General features: G+C 45.3%; 11 protein-coding genes, 3 tRNA genes, 3 rRNA genes, 1 other RNA gene and 1 other annotated feature. Of the genes, 1 reads left to right on the top strand and 17 read right to left on the bottom strand.

Annotation, left to right across the window (positions count from 1 at the left end):
• Positions 1–81 precede the first annotated feature (81 nt).
• The 14 genes from NST81_RS00180 to tadA all read right to left on the bottom strand — a co-directional run bounded on the left by NST81_RS00180 (position 82) and on the right by tadA (position 13,138).
• Positions 82–276, bottom strand: coding sequence for a sigma factor G inhibitor Gin (locus NST81_RS00180; protein WP_048622321.1), 195 nt, complete (start codon positions 274–276; stop codon positions 82–84).
• A 599-nt stretch (positions 277–875) separates the two neighbouring features.
• Positions 876–2,138, bottom strand: coding sequence for a group II intron reverse transcriptase/maturase (ltrA, locus tag NST81_RS00175; RefSeq protein WP_327805004.1), 1,263 nt, complete (start codon positions 2,136–2,138; stop codon positions 876–878).
• A 600-nt stretch (positions 2,139–2,738) separates the two neighbouring features.
• Positions 2,739–2,854 (bottom strand): 5S ribosomal RNA (gene rrf / locus NST81_RS00170).
• A 76-nt stretch (positions 2,855–2,930) separates the two neighbouring features.
• Positions 2,931–5,863, bottom strand: a 23S ribosomal RNA gene (locus NST81_RS00165).
• 80 nt (positions 5,864–5,943) lie between these two features.
• A tRNA-Ala gene (locus NST81_RS00160) sits at positions 5,944–6,019 on the bottom strand.
• A 23-nt stretch (positions 6,020–6,042) separates the two neighbouring features.
• Positions 6,043–6,119 (bottom strand) — tRNA-Ile (locus NST81_RS00155).
• A 189-nt stretch (positions 6,120–6,308) separates the two neighbouring features.
• A 16S ribosomal RNA gene (locus NST81_RS00150) occupies positions 6,309–7,863 on the bottom strand.
• The 16S, 23S and 5S rRNA genes sit together here with 2 tRNA genes alongside, the layout of an rRNA operon.
• A 685-nt stretch (positions 7,864–8,548) precedes the next feature.
• Positions 8,549–8,815: a pro-sigmaK processing inhibitor BofA family protein gene (locus tag NST81_RS00145; protein WP_003352257.1), complete on the bottom strand. Its 267-nt coding sequence runs from the start codon at positions 8,813–8,815 to the stop codon at positions 8,549–8,551.
• 54 nt (positions 8,816–8,869) lie between these two features.
• On the bottom strand, positions 8,870–9,088 hold the full coding sequence (locus tag NST81_RS00140; RefSeq protein WP_003352258.1) for a YaaL family protein: 219 nt from the start codon (positions 9,086–9,088) through the stop codon (positions 8,870–8,872).
• Between the two features lie 13 nt (positions 9,089–9,101).
• Complete coding sequence (gene recR / locus NST81_RS00135; RefSeq protein WP_003352259.1) at positions 9,102–9,698, bottom strand: recombination mediator RecR; 597 nt, start codon at positions 9,696–9,698, stop codon at positions 9,102–9,104.
• Between the two features lie 9 nt (positions 9,699–9,707).
• Positions 9,708–10,031 carry a YbaB/EbfC family nucleoid-associated protein gene (locus NST81_RS00130; RefSeq protein ID WP_003352260.1) on the bottom strand — a complete coding sequence of 108 codons (324 nt, stop codon included), beginning with the start codon at positions 10,029–10,031 and terminating at the stop codon, positions 9,708–9,710.
• Positions 10,032–10,180: 149 nt separating this feature from the next.
• Positions 10,181–11,872 (bottom strand): DNA polymerase III subunit gamma/tau, encoded by a 1,692-nt coding sequence (dnaX, locus tag NST81_RS00125; protein ID WP_270584107.1) that lies wholly within the window; start codon positions 11,870–11,872, stop codon positions 10,181–10,183.
• Between the two features lie 413 nt (positions 11,873–12,285).
• Positions 12,286–12,550: signal recognition particle sRNA large type (ffs, locus tag NST81_RS00120), an RNA gene on the bottom strand.
• A gap of 111 nt (positions 12,551–12,661) precedes the next feature.
• On the bottom strand, positions 12,662–13,138 hold the full coding sequence (gene tadA, locus NST81_RS00115) for a tRNA adenosine(34) deaminase TadA (protein ID WP_341027608.1): 477 nt from the start codon (positions 13,136–13,138) through the stop codon (positions 12,662–12,664).
• Between the two features lie 289 nt (positions 13,139–13,427).
• Between tadA and NST81_RS00110 the strand changes: the two genes are divergently transcribed.
• Complete coding sequence (locus tag NST81_RS00110; protein WP_340396649.1) at positions 13,428–14,714, top strand: glycoside hydrolase family 18 protein; 1,287 nt, start codon at positions 13,428–13,430, stop codon at positions 14,712–14,714.
• A gap of 180 nt (positions 14,715–14,894) precedes the next feature.
• Here NST81_RS00110 and NST81_RS00105 read toward each other — a convergent pair.
• From NST81_RS00105 to pdxT, 3 genes are all read right to left on the bottom strand, one after another.
• Positions 14,895–14,987 (bottom strand) — tRNA-Ser (locus tag NST81_RS00105).
• Between the two features lie 142 nt (positions 14,988–15,129).
• Positions 15,130–16,413: a serine--tRNA ligase gene (gene serS / locus NST81_RS00100; protein WP_003352267.1), complete on the bottom strand. Its 1,284-nt coding sequence runs from the start codon at positions 16,411–16,413 to the stop codon at positions 15,130–15,132.
• Between the two features lie 116 nt (positions 16,414–16,529).
• Positions 16,530–16,740, bottom strand: a binding site (T-box leader).
• A 54-nt stretch (positions 16,741–16,794) separates the two neighbouring features.
• Entirely contained in the window at positions 16,795–17,379 is a 585-nt protein-coding gene (gene pdxT, locus NST81_RS00095; protein ID WP_003352268.1) for a pyridoxal 5'-phosphate synthase glutaminase subunit PdxT, read from the bottom strand.
• Between the last annotated feature and the right edge of the window lie 12 nt (positions 17,380–17,391).

Here is a 17,391-nt window from a genome sequence, read left to right as displayed (position 1 = left end):
ACTTGCTGCTGAAAAATTGATTCCAATCCTCATACTATAAACAGAATGTTATTTTCAATGAAAATAGCAACATAACGGTACTTATGAATAGACATTGGATGATTTTATTTTTTTTAATTTTTGTACATAGTAGGAGTAATCCGAATGTGTCGTTTCAATAGAAGTCATCTTTTTTTCGCAATCCGTACAAATAAAAGACTCCAATATATGAATGCCTTCCGTTTTTTGATTTTCGCAAATGATACAAATCTCCCCGCTGTCTCTCTGATTCTTCATTTCATCCACCTCCCCTTCTCTATCATTCTGCCCTTTTTCTCCCTTTTTATACGAAAATAGAATATACTTCCGTTGTGGATCACTTTCGCATTATGCAATCGTTCTGATAAAGCATATCTAGCGATGGTCTTTTTTATAGTGAAAGGAACTGGGCGACCAAGGGTCATCATTTTTTCAAACCTTAGCGTTTTAATCCAAAGAATCGCGCCGCTTCCATTTGCTTTTTTGGGACGGAATTTAAACCTTCTAGGACTATTTGCTGTCATTGTTGATTCAAACACGGTTAAAGCCTCTACTTTAAGAGAACAGCTTTTATTTCTAACAACACCTTTATAGAAAAGCGTTCAAGAAAAAAGAGACTTTGATCTTCTAAGAAAGATTGTTTTGACGAAAGATCACTAATTAGACGAAGTAGATTTTTTCAGAAATGATGTCCCTTTCATTCATTAAAATAAGAAAAGAATCTTAACAGCCATCCGTTAAAGCACACCATAACAAGCCAAAACTGTATATCGCTTCTTTCAAATCGAGTAGGAGGGGGTGATTAACCCCCGTCCTCTCACACCACCGTACGTACGGTTCCGTATACGGCGGTTCAATCAAGATAAATGACGCAAGAATTCATAACGTTTCTGTAGACTTTTAAGCCCTTGGTTACTCCAATAGGAGTTTCCAAGGGTTCTGTGTAATATGGGACTTTTTGAGATTCGCCAATAACCTTTGCGACTGTTCCCCCATTCATAAGCTTTCCATTCAGGAACTCCTAGTTTTATGAGGTTGCGTATCCTGGTCTTTGAGGTCTTCCAGTTTTTCCATAAACACATCCGGAGTCTTCGTCGAATCCAGCCATCCAAATCTTCAAAGATACTCTTTGTGTCTGCTAATGCAAAATATCCACACCATCCAAGTAGATATTGGTTAAGTTTCTTAATCCGATATTCCATTGGGTATGGTATTTTTCTTGACGTGATTTCTCGCACCTTTTTCTTCATTCGTTTTAGACTTTGCTTGGCAATCCGAACTTTTGGCTCTTTTGAAGGTGTAAAACTAAATCCTAGAAACTTTCGTTTCCATGGTCGGTCAACCGCAGATTTCTTCTCGTTGACTTTTAGACGAAGTTTTCCCTCAATAAATCGTTTGACACTAGCCATGGTTCTTTCACCAGCCCGTTTTGACTTCACGTAAATATTACAGTCATCGGCATAACGAACAAATTTATGCCCTCTTTTCTCTAATTCTTTGTCTAGTTCATCTAGTACAATATTCGAAAGTAAAGGGCTTAGGGGGCCACCTTGCGGCGTCCCTTCTTCTGTCCTAGATATCACACCATTAATCATGACACCAGCTTGTAGATATTTGCGGATTAGCTTCAATAGTGGCTTTTCTTTAATAGTCTTGGCTAATGTACTCATCAGCCTGTCATGATTCACTCGATCGAAGAACTTTTCTAAATCCATGTCTACTACCCATCTATAACCATCTCTGATATAGCCTTTTGCTTTCCTAACTGCGTCATGAGCACTTCGATTTGAACGAAACCCATAACTATGTTCGGAGAACATAGGGTCATATATCCTCGATAATACTTGGGCAATTGCTTGTTGAATCAAACGGTCTGTTACGGTTGGAATACCTAGTAACCGAACACCGCCATCAGGTTTCGGGATTTCGACTCTTCGAACAGGCATTGGTTCATAGGTACCCTTGAGAATAGCTTCTTTAATGGATATCCAGTTTTCGACTATGTGCTGACGTAGGTTTTGTACGGGCATCATATCTACTCCATGGCTACCTTTGTTCTTTTCTACTCTTTGTAAAGCTAAAAGCATATTCTCCCGTGACAGGATTTGATTCAAAAGCATTGTTATTCTTCCTTCCGTGAATAGCTTATCTTCTTATGCCAGTGGTCACTCCACCCTCCAAGAGGTCCCCCACGGGATTCACCGTTTCCTTCCTCAAGTGAGGTACTACGTTTTCTGTGTTCAACATGACACACTGAATGCAAAGGGCTATTCTCTCTTAATTGTTCAGTCCTTCCGAATTGTTCTAGACCAATTCGTACTATGACCTCTGCTGACTTCTGATGGCTCAGCTACTTATCACTAAGTAGGTTATGAAGGCTACTTCACGTATCCATCAGACCTCCCCGGGTAAGAGTGTAATCTTTCCTTCCATCCATCTGCTTCATTTACTCTGTATCACCTTCGGCAGAAAGGGCTTTGTTTTGTTGTGCAAACTCACCCAGTGATACCTAGCCTCCTATGAAGTTCGTGTTCCTCAGATCGGAAGTTTGCCGCCCGCTTCCTTCAGATTCCGCGTCACCACGGACACCCTTGCGTTAAGCTAACTGCTACTTCTGCCTTCGCAGCTCGGGACTTTCACCCTATAGATTACACCCATGCCGGGCGCACACAGAAAAGGACTTGTTCAACAGGGATCTGTTCAACAAGTCCTTCTCTATTGCCTGGCAGCGTCCTACTCTCGCAAGGGGAATCCCCTCACTACCATCGGCGCTGAAGAGCTTAACTTCCGTGTTCGGGATGGGAACGGGTGTGACCTCTTCGCCATCGCCACCAGACGGTATGAAGTTGTCGGAACGATTGTTCCTTCAAAACTAGATAGAAGAAGCAGTTTCACCGATTTCGCGCTTTCTTTTGGTTAAGTCCTCGATCGATTAGTATCCGTCAGCTCCACGTGTCACCACGCTTCCACCTCGGACCTATCTACCTGATCATCTTTCAGGGATCTTACTTTCCGAAGAAATGGGAAATCTCATCTTGAGGGGGGCTTCATGCTTAGATGCTTTCAGCACTTATCCCTTCCGCACATAGCTACCCAGCGATGCCTCTGGCGAGACAACTGGTACACCAGCGGTGCGTCCATCCCGGTCCTCTCGTACTAAGGACAGCTCCTCTCAAATTTCCTGCGCCCGCGACGGATAGGGACCGAACTGTCTCACGACGTTCTGAACCCAGCTCGCGTACCGCTTTAATGGGCGAACAGCCCAACCCTTGGGACCGACTACAGCCCCAGGATGCGATGAGCCGACATCGAGGTGCCAAACCTCCCCGTCGATGTGGACTCTTGGGGGAGATAAGCCTGTTATCCCCGGGGTAGCTTTTATCCGTTGAGCGATGGCCCTTCCATACGGAACCACCGGATCACTAAGCCCGACTTTCGTCCCTGCTCGACTTGTAGGTCTCGCAGTCAAGCTCCCTTCTGCCTTTGCACTCTGCGAATGATTTCCAACCATTCTGAGGGAACCTTTGGGCGCCTCCGTTACCTTTTAGGAGGCGACCGCCCCAGTCAAACTGCCCACCTGACACTGTCTCCCACCCCGATCAGGGGTGCGGGTTAGAATTTCAGTACAGCCAGGGTAGTATCCCACCGGCGCCTCCACCGAAGCTGGCGCTCCGGTTTCCAAGGCTCCTACCTATCCTGTACAAGCTGTACCAAAATTCAATATCAGGCTGCAGTAAAGCTCCACGGGGTCTTTCCGTCCTGTCGCGGGTAACCTGCATCTTCACAGGTACTATAATTTCACCGAGTCTCTCGTTGAGACAGTGCCCAGATCGTTACGCCTTTCGTGCGGGTCAGAACTTACCTGACAAGGAATTTCGCTACCTTAGGACCGTTATAGTTACGGCCGCCGTTTACTGGGGCTTCGGTTCGCACCTTCAAGCAAAGCTTTAAGCGCTCCCCTTAACCTTCCAGCACCGGGCAGGCGTCAGCCCCTATACTTCGCCTTACGGCTTCGCAGAGACCTGTGTTTTTGCTAAACAGTCGCCTGGGCCTATTCACTGCGGCTTCTCGGGGCTATGCACCCCAAAAAGCACCCCTTCTCCCGAAGTTACGGGGTCATTTTGCCGAGTTCCTTAACGAGAGTTCTCTCGCACACCTTAGGATTCTCTCCTCGCCTACCTGTGTCGGTTTGCGGTACGGGCACCTTTTTCCTCGCTAGAGGCTTTTCTTGGCAGTGTGGAATCAGGAACTTCGGTACTATATTTCCCTCGCCGTCACAGCTTGAGGTTAGTGGCAACGGGATTTGCCTCGCTGCCCCTCTCACTGCTTGGACGCACATCCAACAGTGCGCTTACCCTATCCTCCTGCGTCCCCCCATCGCTCAAACGGAAAAGAGGTGGTACAGGAATATCAACCTGTTGTCCATCGCCTACGCCTGTCGGCCTCGGCTTAGGTCCCGACTAACCCTGAGAGGACGAGCCTTCCTCAGGAAACCTTAGGCATTCGGTGGAAGGGATTCTCACCCTTCTTTCGCTACTCATACCGGCATTCTCACTTCTAAGCGCTCCACCAGTCCTTCCGGTCTGGCTTCTCTGCCCTTAGAACGCTCTCCTACCGCGGACACCCGAAGGTGTCCACCCGCAGCTTCGGTGATACGTTTAGCCCCGGTACATTTTCGGCGCAGAATCACTCGACCAGTGAGCTATTACGCACTCTTTAAATGGTGGCTGCTTCTAAGCCAACATCCTGGTTGTCTAAGCAATTCCACATCCTTTTCCACTTAACGTATACTTTGGGACCTTAGCTGGCGGTCTGGGCTGTTTCCCTTTTGACCACGGATCTTATCACTCGCAGTCTGACTCCCAAGGATAAGTCACTGGCATTCGGAGTTTGTCTGAATTCGGTAACCCGATGAGGGCCCCTAGTCCAAACAGTGCTCTACCTCCAAGACTCTTCCCTTGAGGCTAGCCCTAAAGCTATTTCGGAGAGAACCAGCTATCTCCAAGTTCGATTGGAATTTCACCCCTACCCACACCTCATCCCCGCACTTTTCAACGTGCGTGGGTTCGGGCCTCCAGTAAGTGTTACCTCACCTTCACCCTGGACATGGGTAGATCACCTGGTTTCGGGTCTGCGACCCCATACTCATGCGCCCTGTTCAGACTCGCTTTCGCTACGGCTCCGTCTTTCCGACTTAACCTCGCATGAGATCGCAACTCGCCGGTTCATTCTACAAAAGGCACGCCATCACCCGTAAACGGGCTCTGACTACTTGTAGGCACACGGTTTCAGGTTCTCTTTCACTCCCCTCCCGGGGTGCTTTTCACCTTTCCCTCACGGTACTGGTTCACTATCGGTCACTAGGGAGTATTTAGCCTTGGGAGATGGTCCTCCCAGCTTCCGACGGGATTCCTCGTGTCCCGCCGTACTCAGGATCCACCAGGGAGGGAACGAAGTTTCGACTACAGGGTTGTTACCTTCTCTGACGGGCCTTTCCAGACCTCTTCGTCTACCTCGTTCCTTTGTAACTCCACGATTGGTGTCCTACAACCCCAGAAGGCAAGCCTTCTGGTTTGGGCTGTTCCCGTTTCGCTCGCCGCTACTCAGGGAATCGCTGTTGCTTTCTCTTCCTCCGGGTACTTAGATGTTTCAGTTCCCCGGGTTGCCTTCCTTACCCTATGGATTCAGGCAAGGATGCTGCCCCATTACGGGCAGCGGGTTTCCCCATTCGGAAATCTCCGGATCAACGCTTACGTACAGCTCCCCGGAGCTTTTCGGAGTTAGTCCCGTCCTTCATCGGCTCCTAGTGCCAAGGCATCCACCGTGCGCCCTTTCTAACTTAACCATGTTGGTTCTATCCTAGATGGCGATACTCGGTTTATGCTGCTTCTTTCTTCTATCTAGTTTTCAAGGAACAATCAGATTTGGTGGAGCCTAGCGGGATCGAACCGCTGACCTCCTGCGTGCAAAGCAGGCGCTCTCCCAGCTGAGCTAAGGCCCCTTCATTTCTATTGGGTTTTCACATGGTGGGCCTGAATGGACTTGAACCATCGACCTCACGCTTATCAGGCGTGCGCTCTAACCAGCTGAGCTACAGGCCCCCACCAGGAAGGATTGATCCTTCAAAACTGAACAAAACGAAAGCGTACAATTGATATCTGTCCAGCTCCGGCTCCTAGGTGCTCGAGGTCACAATCCATCTTGCTGCGGTGGTTGAAATACTACCTCCTCGCAAGCTGTCTTGTGCTTGTCGCACCTGAACAGTCGCCTCTGCTTTTCTTCTTCCTTAGAAAGGAGGTGATCCAGCCGCACCTTCCGATACGGCTACCTTGTTACGACTTCACCCCAATCATCTGCCCCACCTTCGGCGGCTGGCTCCCGTAAGGGTTACCTCACCGACTTCGGGTGTTGCAAACTCTCGTGGTGTGACGGGCGGTGTGTACAAGGCCCGGGAACGTATTCACCGCGGCATGCTGATCCGCGATTACTAGCGATTCCGGCTTCATGCAGGCGAGTTGCAGCCTGCAATCCGAACTGAGAATGGTTTTTTGGGATTAGCTCCACCTCGCGGTTTCGCGACCCTTTGTACCATCCATTGTAGCACGTGTGTAGCCCAGGTCATAAGGGGCATGATGATTTGACGTCATCCCCACCTTCCTCCGGTTTGTCACCGGCAGTCACCTTAGAGTGCCCAACTGAATGCTGGCAACTAAGGTCAAGGGTTGCGCTCGTTGCGGGACTTAACCCAACATCTCACGACACGAGCTGACGACAACCATGCACCACCTGTCACTCCGTCCCCCGAAGGGGAACCCTCTATCTCTAGAGGTAGCGAAGGATGTCAAGACCTGGTAAGGTTCTTCGCGTTGCTTCGAATTAAACCACATGCTCCACCGCTTGTGCGGGCCCCCGTCAATTCCTTTGAGTTTCAGCCTTGCGGCCGTACTCCCCAGGCGGAGTGCTTAATGCGTTAGCTGCAGCACTAAAGGGTGGAAGCCCTCTAACACTTAGCACTCATCGTTTACGGCGTGGACTACCAGGGTATCTAATCCTGTTCGCTCCCCACGCTTTCGCGCCTCAGCGTCAGTTACAGACCAGAGAGCCGCCTTCGCCACTGGTGTTCCTCCACATCTCTACGCATTTCACCGCTACACGTGGAATTCCGCTCTCCTCTTCTGCACTCAAGTCTCCCAGTTTCCAATGACCCTCCACGGTTGAGCCGTGGGCTTTCACATCAGACTTAAGAGACCGCCTGCGCGCGCTTTACGCCCAATAATTCCGGACAACGCTTGCCACCTACGTATTACCGCGGCTGCTGGCACGTAGTTAGCCGTGGCTTTCTGGTCAGGTACCGTCAAGGTACCGCCCTGTTCGAACGGTACTTGTTCTTCCCTGACAACAGAGCTTTACGATCCGAAGACCTTCTTCGCTCACGCGGCGTTGCTCCGTCAGACTTTCGTCCATTGCGGAAGATTCCCTACTGCTGCCTCCCGTAGGAGTCTGGGCCGTGTCTCAGTCCCAGTGTGGCCGATCACCCTCTCAGGTCGGCTACGCATCGTCGCCTTGGTGAGCCGTTACCTCACCAACTAGCTAATGCGCCGCGGGCCCATCTGCAAGCGGCAGCTTGCGCCGCCTTTCAACCTTCCTTCATGCGAAGGAAGATATTATCCGGTATTAGCCCCGGTTTCCCGGAGTTATCCCCGTCTTGCAGGCAGGTTGCCCACGTGTTACTCACCCGTCCGCCGCTAACTTTCAAAAAGCAAGCTTCTTGAAAGTCCGCTCGACTTGCATGTATTAGGCACGCCGCCAGCGTTCGTCCTGAGCCAGGATCAAACTCTCCAAAAAGAAATTTGACTTGGCTTGTTTCTATTGAAACATTGGTTTACGCTTCGTTTTGTTCAGTTTTCAAAGATCAATTTCCTGTCAACTTTTAAAGAATATCACAAATCTAAATTTATGTCTACTGTTTTTTCTTTTTTTCAAGAACTAACAGCGACGAGATATATATTATCACCATTAAATATAGCTGTCAATACTAATACTACATTTTTTTAAAGTGTAAAGAAAATTATTCGGTCCAATATGGTAATATCATCATCTTACTTAAGTTACAGCTCTTAATAACGAAAACAAAGAGAATGAAATCTAGTTTCACAAGTCCATTCGATCATATCCAAAAGATTTTTCAAAAGCATGCCTTCACTTTGAACAAGAAGCCGTGTAACAAAAAGATAATCGTAAAAAACAATTGGGATAAGCAAAATGAAAAAGCAAATCAGCGCCACCCGCATAGCAGGTGGTTTATTGTTTCGCACGCTATCGCGAGCTCAACTTACTAAAGTCATAACAAAACAGAGTCGCCCTTGTTGGACGTCTCTGTCTGGTTCAACATACCTTTCAAAAACATTTAAAGAAATTCCAAATAAATGATGATTTCCATTACGAAAAGAAAATATCTCAAATTCCAACATACCCGCCCTGCAAACAGCTCAGCTGAAAAGCAGGTATCGATTCAATCATCGTACAAACATTACGAAAGAATCCATAACTGAATGGCGGCAAGGGCGCAAACTCCAGGAATTCCCAAAAGACCGGCTATAAAAGAAGTTGCTAGGTTAATAGGGACATGCAAACTATACTGGTTGCCGAACAAATTCAGAAGAAATAAGAATAGAGCACCGATGGCCCCCTTTATAACAATGTTGCCTAAAAATTTTAACGGTTTGACATTTGCTTTAAAAGCAATCCACAACAAAAGCAAGATCGCCAATATCCCCAATGAATAAGCAAATTCCAAAAAAGCCCCTCCAATCTCATAAGTTTGTCCACTTAGGAGATCTTATGAACCAGGCTATCTTTTTATGATAATTTTTCTTTTTTTAGCTTCTCGATAGAGAAAAAAATATTTGGCTTCAGCGATTTTCTTTCGCGTGATCAAATCGAGGCTTTGCTCCATGCTTAGTTTTAAAAAATTGCTTTGCTGCAGCCATTCTTGCCGCGCCGCTTCCATCTGTTCAATAAGTTTGTTGTCAAATTCCGCTTTTAATTTATGTTTCTTCCGAATCAGCACTTACCTTCACCGCCTATATCTCTCTTCTTCCTTCCAGTGCTTTCGACAACGTTACTTCATCCGCATACTCCAAGTCTCCTCCAACCGGAAGTCCGTGAGCAATTCTCGTTACTTTGATACCGGTCGGTTTTAGAAGACGAGAAATATACATTGCCGTTGCTTCTCCTTCGATATTGGGGTTGGTGGCAAGAATCACTTCTTGAACCGTTTCATCTTGCAGCCTTTTTAGCAAACTAGGAATATTGATATCTTCCGGTCCGATGCCATCCATAGGAGAAATAGCCCCGTGAAGTACATGATACAATCCGTTATATTCTTTCATTTTCTCCATGGCAATCACGTCTTTTGGATCTTGGACAACGCTGATTACACTTCGGTCTCTTCTTTCATCCTGACAAATATAACACGGATCCTGATCCGTGATGTGCCCACAGATGGAACAATATCCAAGATTTCGTTTAGCGTCGACAAGCGCTTTGGCAAAATCCAATACTTCATTTTCCTTCATGTCGAGAACAAAAAATGCCAGTCGGGCGGCAGTTTTCGGCCCGATTCCTGGCAGTTTCATAAAACTATCGATGAGTTTTGTAATCGGTTCTGGATAATGCATAATTTCCTCCTAGAACAACCCTGGGATGTTTAACCCTTTTGTAAATTGCCCCATTGTTTCATTCGTCAATTCATCTACTTTCTTGAGTGCGTCATTTGTAGCAGCAAGCACTAAATCTTGCAGCATTTCAACATCTTCCGGATCCACTACTTCTTCTTTTATGATTACGTCCAGCACTTCTTTATGGCCAGAAACAACCACTTTTACCATGCCGCCGCCTGCCGTACCTTCTACTCTTTTTTCACCGAGTTCTTCTTGTGCTTGCTGCATCTTCTTTTGCATTTTTTGCATTTGCTTCATCATATTCTGCATATTGCCCATTCCACGCATCATTTTTATCATCCTCCATTTTTATCTGCTCCATGACCTGCTTTAGAAAGGTAATTATTCAATGAGCAGGAGCATTCCTATCACTAAAAATAAGCTGACCAAAATACATATTTCTTAAAAAGACTAAGCCAGGATGTGATATACCATGAATATTAATCTTTAATCTCTAGCAAGTCTTCTCCCACAAGCTTCACTGCTTCGGCAATTAGAGGATCTTCCTCATTACGGCTGCCGTCATCGGCGATGTTCTCCTTTTGTTGTCTGATAAAATTTTCGCGAATGATATGCCATTTTTCTTCCGGAATACCCACCGGCACATAGCGAACTCCCGTCAATTCCCCAAACACCGAAGAAATCGCTTCTACAAATTTTGCATTTTCCATCGCCATTTTACAATGAATGTCATATTTAAATTTTAATACAAACGAATCCGGCGAAGCAGCTACTGGTTCCGCATCGTTCAGTAATGCCGCCTGTGACCGCATTTGGCGTTGATTGAGAATTTCGAGCATTTCTCCCCACCGGCTTTTCAATAATTGCAAATCCTGTTTGGTCGCCTCTTTTAAAATATGCTCGATCTTCTTCACTGGCACTTTATAGTCATGGTGCGACCGTATTGGATTCTTTGGCGGTGTTTTCACAGGGGAAGTTTCTTCCGGGGAAAGTCCTCTGCTTCTCAATTCATGCAACTCTTGCTCTAGTGTTTCGATCCTGCTAAGCAGTTTCGACAAGTCCGGCTGAACTTGCGATGTGACTGGTTTCGTTTCCGCTTGAGACATTTTCACGAAAGCTACTTCCAAATATATTCTAGCATGATTCGTGAATTTCATTTCTTGTTGAGTTTGATTTAAAATCTCTATGCAATCATAGATGAAATCAGTCGGAAACTCTCGAGCCAAAGAAATAAATTCTTCATCAGCAGGGTGCTCTAAAGTATCTTCGAGCTGAGGGGCTGTTTTATATAAAAGGAGATCTCGAAAATAATGAATGAAATCTTCCGTAAATCTTGAAGGGTCTTTCCCTTTCATGAATAGACTTTCCAACCCTTCCATTGCTGCTGCAATATCTTTTTCCAAAATAGCCCGCCCAAGATGATTCAATGTGCTATGTCCAACGGATCCGGTGACTACAAGGGCATCCTCTTCCGTCAACTTTTCATTGCTGAAGGAAATCGCCTGATCCAATAAACTTAAAGCATCCCTCATTCCGCCTTCCGCTGCCCGAGCTATGATCCGCAGAGCATTTTCTTCGTACGAAACGCCAGACTCATCTGCGATCAGCTTCATTCTTTCCACAATCGCTTGGGTTGTAATACGCTTAAAATCAAATCTCTGACATCTTGAAATAATGGTCAGCGGAATTTTATGAGGCTCCGTTGTAGCTAAAATAAAAATAACATGTTTCGGCGGTTCTTCCAACGTTTTCAGCAAAGCATTGAAAGCGCCAATCGACAACATGTGAACTTCATCAATAATGTATACTTTAAAAGGAACCGCACTCGGCGCATATTTGACTTTATCTCGAATATCCCTAATATCATCCACTCCCGTATTGGAAGCGGCGTCAATTTCTATTACGTCCGGTATCGATCCATCCGTAATTCCTTTGCATGCGCTGCATTGATTACAAGGCTCCATAGTTGGTGCATGCTCACAATTGACGGCTTTTGCCAAAATTTTAGCCGCGCTCGTTTTTCCCGTTCCTCGCGGGCCCGTGAACAAATAAGCATGAGAAATTTTTTGTTGAAGGAGGGCATTTTGCAATGTCTTCGTCACATGTTCTTGGCCTACGACATCAGCAAAAGTTTGCGGACGCCAGACACGGTATAAAGCTTGATAACTCATGATTCCCCCTCCGTAAAGTTATGATTCCATTATCTGATCAGGCAGAAGAATCTCTCTTATCGATTGAAATGAAATTTCCAGCAAAAGAGTTCTATCATCTCCACTGATGATTAATGAACCTATCAGACATTTAGAGACAGTCAGCACCGCCAAACGATCATTTTTGCTTCGAATCCTTAATGCAGGAGTCTTACTGGCCCCAAATGAAAAAAACATAAATTTTCTGCCTGAGTATGTCTGATTGAGCCAACGAATCGCCACTACAATATACGATTTCCAAATAATAAAAGCTTCACTTTATTATAACCTATAGAAAAAACTTTTTACACCAATACAAAGAGACGATTAGGTAATCAAAAGCGAAAAAGCCCACCCCATGAAAGGATGGACTTTTTTTATTATGTATGAAACTGCCGTGCACCTTCCTTTGACCGACTCCCACAAGCGTTACTTAAGCAGTTAGCTCGGTTCAGGCACCCCTGCGGCACATGAGATGGTCCACTTAATGCTGCTTCCTTCCGGACCTGACATGGTTCGTGGATTCTCATTGCGCAGGACCCAAACGTCAACACCACTTGCTTAAGGCAGACCCTGCAGAATATCGACCGGGGGAAGGGATTCAGTCCCGCTAGAGCGGATTGCGGGTACAGGGCACCGCTACCTCCCCACCTAGCACGGCATAGTTGATACCATATTAAGCACCTTATTGGTGCATATATTAGTATACTAGGTCGACTATAAAAAAGCAACCGATGTTAAGATTTTCATCCTATCATTGATATTTTATATTTATCCCTTATTTTTCTTTTTTTCTTCTCTTAATTTTCGAAAAAAATCCGTCAATATTGCCCCGCACTCTTGTTCAAGCACTCTGGCGGTCACGTCGCATTGATGATTAAAGCGATCTTCCGTCAATAGATTCATCAGCGTGCCTGCGCAGCCTCCTTTTGGATCTTTAGCTCCGTATACCACACGTTCTATCCGTGACAATACAATCGCCCCGCTGCACATGGCACATGGTTCCAACGTAACATACAATGTCGCTCCCTCCAACCTCCAAGAGCCAACGTTTCTGCAAGCTTCTTGAATCGCTAACACCTCTGCATGGGCAACAGCATTTTGGGACGTTTCCCTTTTGTTATGAGCTTTGGCTATGACTTGATTGTTCATAACAATGACTGCGCCTATCGGAACCTCGCCGATTTCTTCCGCCTTTTTTGCTTCTTCGATCGCTATTTTCATAAAAAAAAGATCTTGTTCTTTCATGTGGAACAACTCCTCATATTCGTTTTCGAGGGACAATCATTTCGATCATAAACACTTTTCACCTTAAACAGGGAAAAATCACATCCTCATAAAATACGAAAGGCAAAACCCAATAAGCGGCGCGAGGAAGAATCTTCTTTTCGCACAGAAAAATGAACATATGTACAGTCAATCATATTTTATATTGCACAGGAAAAGCGGATCCGAATGAATAGCCAAAACTTTCGAATATCTTGCTCGTCTCTGTCATAAACATTTACTAATGAATACATCTAGAGGGGGAATCGGATTGCAAATTCATGTGGTTAGACAAAATGAGACATTAACTAGCATTGCCCGAGAGTATAACATAAACGCAAATGCTATTGAAACGGCCAATCAATTGCCGAATCCCGATCATCTGGTAATCGGGCAAGCGATTGTCATTCCTACTTCTGGGAGCTTTTATACTGTTCGTAGGGGGGACAGCCTTTGGTCCATTTCCCGCAGATATGGCTTATCTCCTGAAGAACTTGCTCGCGTAAACGGAATTTCAGTAAACACAGTGCTAAGAGAAGGATTGCGCCTGTTTATCCCCCCATCGCGGAAACGAAATGCAGAATTTAACGCCTATGTTGAGCCTTTTGGAACCTCTGTATCGCCAGAACTCGAATCCAGCGCAAGAGAAGCCGCTCCTTATTTGACTTTTTTGTCTCCTTTTAGTTTTCGAGCAAAAAGGGATGGAACTTTGGACACGCCTCCCCTGGGCAATTTGGCGGCCATTGCTTCACAATACCGCAATATTCTCGTGATGGTCATTACGAATCAAGAACAGGGCCAATTCAGTGCCGAGTTGGGTCAGATTTTGTTGAACGATCAACAAATTCAAAACCGCTTTCTCCAAAATATTATCTCCCTTGCCAACAGATACCACTTTCGAGACATCCACTTTGATTTTGAATACCTTCGCCCCGAAGATCGGGAAGCCTATAATCAATTTTTAAGAAAAGCAAAAGACCTCTTTTCTCGCCAAGGATGGTTCATTTCCACTGCTCTTGCTCCAAAAACAAGTGCAGACCAAAAAGGGAGATGGTACGAAGGACACGACTATAAAGCCCACGGAGCCATCGTTGATTTTGTCGTCATTATGACATATGAATGGGGATACAGCGGCGGCCCTCCAATGGCCGTATCACCTATTGAACCTGTACGTCAAGTTCTTCAATATGCTGTTTCATTAATTCCTTCGCAAAAAATTTTAATGGGGCAGAACTTGTACGGTTATGATTGGACTTTGCCGTTTGTGCCGGGAAGAGATACGGCAAAAGCCATTAGCCCGCAGCAGGCTATTCTCTTGGCAGTGAAATACAACGCCGCCATTCAATATGACCAACAAGCTCAAGCCCCGTATATCGACTACATCGATGAACAAAATCGAAGGCATAAAGTATGGTTTGAAGACGCTCGTTCCATTCAAGCAAAATTTGATTTAGTGAAAGAACTCAATTTAAGAGGCATGAGCTATTGGAAACTAGGTCTTTCTTTCCCTCAAAATTGGCTGCTTCTAGCTGACAATTTCAATCCCGTCAAAAAATAAAAGCGTCATTGAAAGTGTGGCTGCCTGCATTCTTCGGTACAGATCAGCTGTGCCTCCAATAAAAGTCTAAACGGATGAAAGATTCTGTTTCAAGAGCGGGACAAAAAGACATAAAAAAATTCGCTACATAGTTGTAACGAATTTTGTACAATATCTCCAATATTATGCGCTTGTGAGTGATGGCGGAGGAGGAGGGATTCGAACCCCCGCGCGGTGTAACCCGCCTGTCGGTTTTCAAGACCGATCCCTTCAGCCAGACTTGGGTACTCCTCCATACGGACAAAAAATAATTTATCACAATCAATGAATAGTGTCAATAACCAAAAATATAAGAAGAAGGCAGAAGTTTTTTTCCTTCTGCCTATAAAGTTCCGATGACCCGTTGAAAGCATCTTTTCAATCAGGTCCCTTTCCTTTATTTTTCCGGGCGGATCGCTTCTTTTCCTCCCATATAAGGACGGAGTACTTCCGGAATGATCACACTTCCGTCCGCTTGCTGATAATTTTCTAAAATGGCTGCTACGGTACGTCCAATAGCCAAGCCAGATCCATTTAACGTATGGACATGTTCCGGCTTTGCATTTTTTTCTCTGCGGAAGCGGATATTCGCTCTTCTCGCTTGGAAGGCCTCAAAATTGCTGCAAGAAGAAATTTCGCGGAACGTATTGTAGCTTGGAAGCCATACTTCAATATCATATTTTTTAGCCGCTGTAAATCCTAAATCCGCCGTACACATGCTCATGACTCGATACGGAAGTCCTAAAAGCTGCAAAACTTTTTCTGCATGCCCTGTCAATTTTTCCAATTCTGCATAAGAATCTTCAGGTTTGACGATGCGGACAAGTTCGACTTTATTAAATTGGTGCTGACGGATTAATCCCCTCGTATCTCTTCCCGCCGAACCCGCTTCAGACCGGAAGCATGCACTGTATGCAGCAAATGCAATGGGCAGCTGGTCGCCATCCAAAATTTCATCCCGGAAGTAATTGGTGACAGGCACTTCAGCTGTAGGAATGAGGAAATAATCCTCTTTTTCAATTAAAAAGGCATCTTCTTCAAATTTCGGCAATTGTCCAGTACCTGTCATACTGGCGCGATTGACCATATAAGGAGGGAGAATCTCTTCGTATCCGTGCTCTTCCACATGAAGATCGAGCATAAAACTGATTAACGCTCGTTCCAGTCTGGCGCCTAACCCTCTATAAAACACAAACCGGCTTCCTGTCACTTTAGCCGCTCTTTCAAAATCTAAAATACCTAATTGATCAGCAAGATCCCAATGCGGTTTCGGTTCAAAATCAAAGGTTTTGATATCTCCCCACCTGCGGATTTCCACGTTGTCATCCTCAGAATCGCCAACCGGTACGCTTTCATGTGGAATATTCGGAATGGATAACAACAACTGCTGAAGTTCTTCTTCTACAGTTTTCAATTGATGGTCCAACTCTTTAATTTCGTCCCCGACTTCTCGCATCTCTTGAATCAAATGGTCAGCATTTTGCTTTTCTCGCTTCATTTGAGCAATTTGTTGGGACACATTATTTCTTTTGCTTTTCAATTGTTCGCTTTTCGTAAGAAGCTCTCTCCGCTTTTGATCTAGCGTTTCAAACTTTTCAAAATCAGATAAATCTTCTCCACGGTGCTGCAGACGTTCTTTTACTTCTTCAAAATGATTGCGTAAATACTTGATGTCTAACATTATCGCCACTTCCTTTCCAACGTTTTTATATCCATGAATTCGAACAATCAACTAGACGTTGAAGCTTCCAGGCTCAACCGGTTTCTCTGAATCCACAAAAAAACTCTCATCCCTGTATAAGGGACGAGAGTAACCCGCGTTGCCACCCTAATTGAAAGTTGCACACTTTCCACTTCATCTGGATAACGGCGAGAACCGGAAATGCCTACTCATTTTTTCAGCATTCCACTCCAGGATGGATTCACAAGCATCCCGGTTCGATTTCCACCGACCATCGACTCTCTATGCCAGGGATGTCCTGCTACTATTTCCTGTCATTGCTTTGATCTTCTTTAATTTTCAAGACCAATTTACTATAATTTTTGTTCTCTCGCAAGTTGTTTATACGCGAGCTTGTTTGGCTTCTTTTACCATGTTCAAAAAATACTTCGTAAACCGATAATCATCCGTTAATTCCGGGTGGAAAGAACATCCTAATAGATTGCCTTCCCGTGCCGCTACAATCCGATCTTCATGTTTTGCGAGCACTTCGACATTAGGGCCGACTTTCACAATATGCGGAGCACGAATAAATACTGCCGGGAAAGACTCGCCAACGTCTTTAATATCAAGTTCAGCTTCGAAGCTTTCCCGCTGTCTACCAAATGAATTTCGTTCCACCGTCACATCCATGAGTCCTAAGTGCGGTTGTTGATAACCGACAATTTCTTTCGCCAGTAAAATAAGGCCGGCACATGTTCCAAAAATCGGTTTTCCGCTATTGGCCAATTCTTTAATAGGTTCTAAAAATCCATAGCGGTCGATCAGCCGTCTCATTGTAGTGCTTTCTCCCCCAGGAAGAATCAGCCCGTCCAAATCTTTCAACTGATCGACTTTTTTAATTTCAAACGCTTCTTCGCCGCATGCTTCGACAGATCGAATATGTTCACGAACAGCACCTTGAAGTCCTAGTACTCCAATTTTCATGTTGTTTAACCC

The sequence above is a fragment of the Bacillus sp. FSL W8-0223 genome, assembly GCF_038006805.1.
GTDB classification, from domain to species: domain Bacteria; phylum Bacillota; class Bacilli; order Bacillales; family DSM-4216; genus Bacillus_O; species Bacillus_O smithii.
The sequence above is the reverse complement of the archived record's forward strand: the minus strand, read 5'-3'. Positions and strand labels throughout refer to the sequence as shown.

Excerpts from the sequence above, each read along its gene's own strand:
- NST81_RS00180 (WP_048622321.1), bottom strand. The coding sequence starts at position 276 with ATGAAGAATCAGAGAGACAGCGGGGAGATTTGTATCATTTGCGAAAAT.
- ltrA (WP_327805004.1), bottom strand. The coding sequence starts at position 2,138 with ATGCTTTTGAATCAAATCCTGTCACGGGAGAATATGCTTTTAGCTTTA.
- NST81_RS00130 (WP_003352260.1), bottom strand. The coding sequence starts at position 10,031 with ATGATGCGTGGAATGGGCAATATGCAGAATATGATGAAGCAAATGCAA.
- dnaX (WP_270584107.1), bottom strand. The coding sequence starts at position 11,872 with ATGAGTTATCAAGCTTTATACCGTGTCTGGCGTCCGCAAACTTTTGCT.
- pdxT (WP_003352268.1), bottom strand. The coding sequence starts at position 17,379 with ATGAAAATTGGAGTACTAGGACTTCAAGGTGCTGTTCGTGAACATATT.
- serS (WP_003352267.1), bottom strand. The coding sequence starts at position 16,413 with ATGTTAGACATCAAGTATTTACGCAATCATTTTGAAGAAGTAAAAGAA.
- tadA (WP_341027608.1), bottom strand. The coding sequence starts at position 13,138 with ATGAAAGAACAAGATCTTTTTTTTATGAAAATAGCGATCGAAGAAGCA.
- recR (WP_003352259.1), bottom strand. The coding sequence starts at position 9,698 with ATGCATTATCCAGAACCGATTACAAAACTCATCGATAGTTTTATGAAA.